This is a genomic window from Paenisporosarcina sp. P4_E4_2 (assembly GCF_056401595.1).
In genome coordinates this window covers 1-4,438 of record NZ_JBFUJC010000260.1, presented here as the reverse complement: position 1 = coordinate 4,438, position 4,438 = coordinate 1, and the positions used below count along the sequence as shown (strand labels likewise).

Genomic DNA, 4,438 nt, shown 5'->3' with positions numbered 1-4,438 from the left:
TTTTGCAACCAGCGTTCCAAATCGCCTGCTTGCTGTTTTACTCGATCACGTTCTGCGCGTGCAAAGTACACTTTATCTAGCAATAAACCAAGCGAATCATAGTGTACTTGGTTGCCTTCGATGTGTGAAAGATCAACACTTGAGAAAATGGCTTTATTGCCACTTTCCACATACGTACCTTTAGGTTGAGCATTATCAAATTCATCGAGGAATTTGCGATACACTTCATATTTGGATTCGTTGCTGTCAGCTAGACGATAAGCGAGTTCTTTTGCCTGCAGTGGAGAAAAGCCAGCAAGCTGAGACAGAACGGCTTTGGAAACATCGTCTGTATCCAGCAATTCGTTCAACAATGATTCGTCCACTTCATATGGGTTCACTTTATCTTGTTTCGGTGGTGCGATATGTGGTTGACCTGGCAAAATCGTTCTATAGCTGTTCACAGAAGGCGATAGATGTTTTAAACTGTCCAAAATTAGATTTCGTTCAGGATCCACCAAAATGACATTGCTGTGTCGGCCCATGATTTCGATATGGAGTTCCCGTACCATGTCGTCCCCAATTTCATTTTTACTTTCTACACGCAAAATAATCACGCGATCCATTTCAAGTTGGGAAATGGATGAAATGAATCCACCTTCCAGATGTTTTCGTAATAACATGCAAAACATTGGTGGTTCTGAAGGGTTATCAATCGCTTCATTCGTAACATGAATGCGTGAGTAGGAAGGGTGGATGGAAATAAGTAAGCGGCTGTTTTTTCCGGCCGCACGGATATGCAACACAATTTCTTGTGAGTTAGGTTGGTGTATTTTCGAAATTCTTCCGGATACCAATTGTTGAAGTTCGTGCGTCATTGCTTTTGTAAATAAGCCATCAAATGCCATAAGTATTCCTCTTTCAAAACGTTTTGCTCTATCTTATCATTTTACAAGGGAAATGTGATATAATTGCCTAAGTGTGTAACAAAGAAAGTTGAAGCTCTTTAGGAGGAACGACTGTGCCAACTCTTAAGTTTATTAATATCGGAAACGGTAGTGTGGTCGCAGTTGAACGAATCATCTCCATCTTGCAGCCTGAATCTGCGCCGATTAAGCGTCTCGTTCAAGAGGCAAGGGACAAAGGGTTTTTGATTGACGCAACTTATGGTAAAAAAACCCGCGCGATATTTGTTATGGATAGTGAACATGTGGTTTTATCTGCAGTCCATGCTGAAACCATGGTGACACGTGTGATAGATCAAGCCGAATAGATAAAAAGAGGGATTGAATGCGAAAAGAACGTGGATTATTAATCGTCCTTTCAGGGCCATCAGGTGTCGGGAAAGGTACTGTGCGAAAAGAATTGTTTTCACAGCCTGACACAAATTATGAATATTCGATTTCAATGACGACAAGAAAGCCGCGTGAAGGCGAAGTCGATGGTGTCGATTATTTTTTTAAATCCCACGAGGATTTTGAACAACTAATCGGAGAAGGCCGTTTATTAGAATACGCTTCTTATGTTGGGAACTATTATGGAACTCCGTTAGATTATGTAAACGAGACATTGGATGCCGGTCGGGATGTATTTCTGGAAATTGAAGTGCAAGGTGCATCGCAAGTTCGCGATAAAGTACCAGACGGCTTATTTATTTTCCTGGCTCCACCAAGTTTAACGGAACTGCAACAACGTCTGGTAGGTCGTGGAACAGAAACAGAAGATGTGATTGCTTCACGAATTTTAGCAGCACGACAAGAACTTGAAATGATGAACTTGTACGATTATGTCGTCGAAAATGACGAAGTGCAATTGGCTTGCGATCGTGTAAATGCCATTGTCACTGCCGAACATTGCCGTCGGGAACGCGTTGAAAAAAGATACCTAGCTATGCTGGAAGGGGAATATTAATGTTATATCCATCAGTTGATTCATTAAAAAGCAAAATCGATTCAAAATACTCACTAGTGAGTTTGGCTTCAAAACGTGCTCGCCAATTACAAGAAGAAGGCGGAGAGCGTCTTGAGTCGTATGTGTCCTTGAAGTATGTAGGCAGAGCATTGGAAGAAGTGGCATCAGGCGCTTTAACAAAAGAAGTTCAAGACGAAGCAACTATTTACGAAGACGAAATTTAAAAAATAGTATTTACCCAAAAAACTCCCTAAGACAGTCAGATGCTTTGGGAGTTTGTTGTTTGAGAAAGGAAGATTGTTCATGCTAGCAAACAAAAAAATCTTATTGTGCGTAGCTGGTGGTATTGCAGTTTATAAAGCTGTTGCCCTTGTTAGTAAATTGTCGCAAGCAGGAGCGGATGTCAAAGTCATCATGACCGAATCTGCCACAAAGTTTGTGCAGCCACTGAGCTTTCAAGTAATGTCTCGTAATGATGTTTATACAGATACATTTGATGAAAAAGATTCAAATGTCATCGCACATATCAACCTGGCAGATTGGGCAGATTTAGTTATCGTGGCACCTGCAACAGCGAACGTCATCGGCAAACTTGCCAATGGACTTGGTGACGATATGCTGACGACGACCCTGTTAGCTACCACCGCCAAGGTTTGGATTGCACCAGCTATGAATGTACATATGTACGATCACCCCGCAGTGAAACGAAATATTTCCACTCTAGCAGCAGATGGTTATGAATTCATTGAACCGTCAGAAGGTTTTTTGGCTTGTGGGTATGTAGGAAAAGGAAGATTGGAAGAACCAGAAAAAATCGTGGCATTGGTCGACGCATTTTTTCAGCCGAAAGAATTGCCGTTGATAGGCAAAAAAGTTGTGATTACTGCAGGTCCAACACGTGAGCGAATAGATCCAGTACGATTTTTGACTAACTTTTCCTCAGGGAAAATGGGCTATGCGCTGGCTGAAGCAGCGACAAAACTTGGAGCGGAAACGGTTCTTGTCTCTGGTCCTGTTTCATTGCCAATTCCTTCAGGGGTAACTGTTGAGAATGTGGAAAGTGCAGAAGAAATGCTGCAAGCCGTGTTACAGCATTTTGATGATGCTGATATTGTCGTGAAAACGGCAGCTGTCGCAGATTATCGTCCAAAGTTTGTATTTGGGCAAAAAATGAAGAAACAAGCTGGTGACTCTACCTTAGAACTTGAACGCACTACCGATATCCTCATGACACTTGGGCAAAAGAAAACGCATCAATTGTTGATCGGTTTCGCTGCTGAAACAAACGATGTCGAGATGTATGCACAAGGAAAACTTTCAAAGAAAAATGCGGATTATATTGTAGCTAATGATGTTACAAAAGAGGATAGCGGTTTTGGGACAGACACCAATACTGTTGTGCTGATTGGCAAAGAAAATTATGTCCAGCATTTTGACAATATGACGAAAAAACAATTGGCTAATAAATTGTTCGAGACCGTTTTGGCCCGTGAGAAAGATTTACATTATGTACGCTGAAGTCATTGTTGACGTAGCGGCTTATCCCATTGATCGACCATTTGATTACGTGGTCCCTGAAAAGTTTCAAGACCTGATTGAAAGTGGCAGTCGGGTTAAAGTTCCTTTTGGCAATCGGCAAGTTCTTGGATTTGTGACGGCATTAAAAAGTGACACGGATGTCCCTGCGGAAAAACAAAAACCGATTGGTGAACTGCTCGATATTGAACCGATATTGACGCAGGAAATGCTCGAAATGACAAAATGGTTGAAACGACATACTTTATGTTACGAAATTGATGCCCTTCAAGTCATGTTGCCTTCGGCGTTACGTGCGAAGTATGAAAAGATAGTGCGCATTGTTGATCATCATGCGGAGCTTCCGCAAAGTGTACAAGCCTTGTTTCAGCAAAAAGACCAAGTAGAGTTAAAAGTAGATGAACCGAAAGAATTGCTTGCACTCATCAAAAAATTGGTGAAGGAAGACATTTTGGCACTGGAAACATCGGTCAAACAAAAAACTGCCGTAAAAAAAGTAAGAATGATTCATATCGAATCTGATATGGAACGTTTGAACCTGATTTATGACAGCATTTCCAACCAAGCCAAGAAGCAAAAAGATGTTGTCAAATGGATGATGGATCACGCAGGAGAACGAATTGTCTCAGCAGATTTATTGAAACGTCTCAGTACGACAAATGCGGTCTTACAAGCGGTTTTAGAAAAAGGCGCAGCATCAATGCAAATGGAAGAAATCTACCGGGATCCGTATGCGGACAGAACGATAGATGTAACAACAAAACTCGCTTTAACAAATGAACAACACCTCGCACTGAGTGAAATCATCCATTCATATGACGAACAGGATGCTAGAACTTTTCTTCTTCATGGCATTACGGGCAGTGGCAAGACAGAAGTCTATTTACAGGCGATTGAGCGTTCATTGATGGACGATAAAGAAGCCATCGTTCTGGTACCTGAGATTTCACTTACGCCACAAATGACCAATCGCTTTAAAGAACGTTTTGGTTCACTTGTGGCTGTATTGCAT

Annotated in this window: 6 protein-coding genes; 5 read left to right on the top strand and 1 reads right to left on the bottom strand. The window is 41.6% G+C overall.

Translation table 11 applies throughout. The features are described 5' to 3' along the window. A partial coding sequence (locus tag AC1DSB_RS14945; RefSeq protein WP_477587004.1) for an NFACT family protein occupies positions 1 to 887 on the bottom strand: 887 nt, incomplete at its 3' end. A gap of 113 nt (positions 888 to 1,000) precedes the next feature. Here AC1DSB_RS14945 and AC1DSB_RS14940 point away from each other — a divergent pair. The 5 genes from AC1DSB_RS14940 to AC1DSB_RS14920 all read left to right on the top strand — a co-directional run. Beyond that, positions 1,001 to 1,252 (top strand): DUF370 domain-containing protein, encoded by a 252-nt coding sequence (locus tag AC1DSB_RS14940; protein ID WP_016427740.1) that lies wholly within the window; start codon positions 1,001 to 1,003, stop codon positions 1,250 to 1,252. Between the two features lie 17 nt (positions 1,253 to 1,269). Beyond that, the gene (gene gmk / locus AC1DSB_RS14935; RefSeq protein ID WP_016427739.1) at positions 1,270 to 1,890 is read left to right on the top strand and encodes a guanylate kinase; all 621 of its coding nucleotides are present in this window, start codon (positions 1,270 to 1,272) and stop codon (positions 1,888 to 1,890) included. Beyond that, entirely contained in the window at positions 1,890 to 2,114 is a 225-nt protein-coding gene (gene rpoZ, locus AC1DSB_RS14930; RefSeq protein ID WP_016427738.1) for a DNA-directed RNA polymerase subunit omega, read from the top strand. The genes gmk and rpoZ overlap by 1 nt, the downstream gene beginning before the upstream one ends. A 79-nt stretch (positions 2,115 to 2,193) precedes the next feature. Continuing rightward, positions 2,194 to 3,408, top strand: coding sequence for a bifunctional phosphopantothenoylcysteine decarboxylase/phosphopantothenate--cysteine ligase CoaBC (coaBC, locus tag AC1DSB_RS14925; protein WP_016427737.1), 1,215 nt, complete (start codon positions 2,194 to 2,196; stop codon positions 3,406 to 3,408). Beyond that, positions 3,398 to 4,438, top strand: a 1,041-nt coding sequence (locus tag AC1DSB_RS14920; protein WP_477587003.1) for a primosomal protein N' family DNA-binding protein, incomplete at its 3' end; no start/stop codon positions are given. The genes coaBC and AC1DSB_RS14920, both read left to right, overlap by 11 nt.

Bases quoted from the DNA above. Each gene is read 5' to 3' on its own strand.
- gmk (WP_016427739.1), top strand. From the start codon at position 1,270: ATGCGAAAAGAACGTGGATTATTAATCGTCCTTTCAGGGCCATCAGGT.
- rpoZ (WP_016427738.1), top strand. From the start codon at position 1,890: ATGTTATATCCATCAGTTGATTCATTAAAAAGCAAAATCGATTCAAAA.
- coaBC (WP_016427737.1), top strand. From the start codon at position 2,194: ATGCTAGCAAACAAAAAAATCTTATTGTGCGTAGCTGGTGGTATTGCA.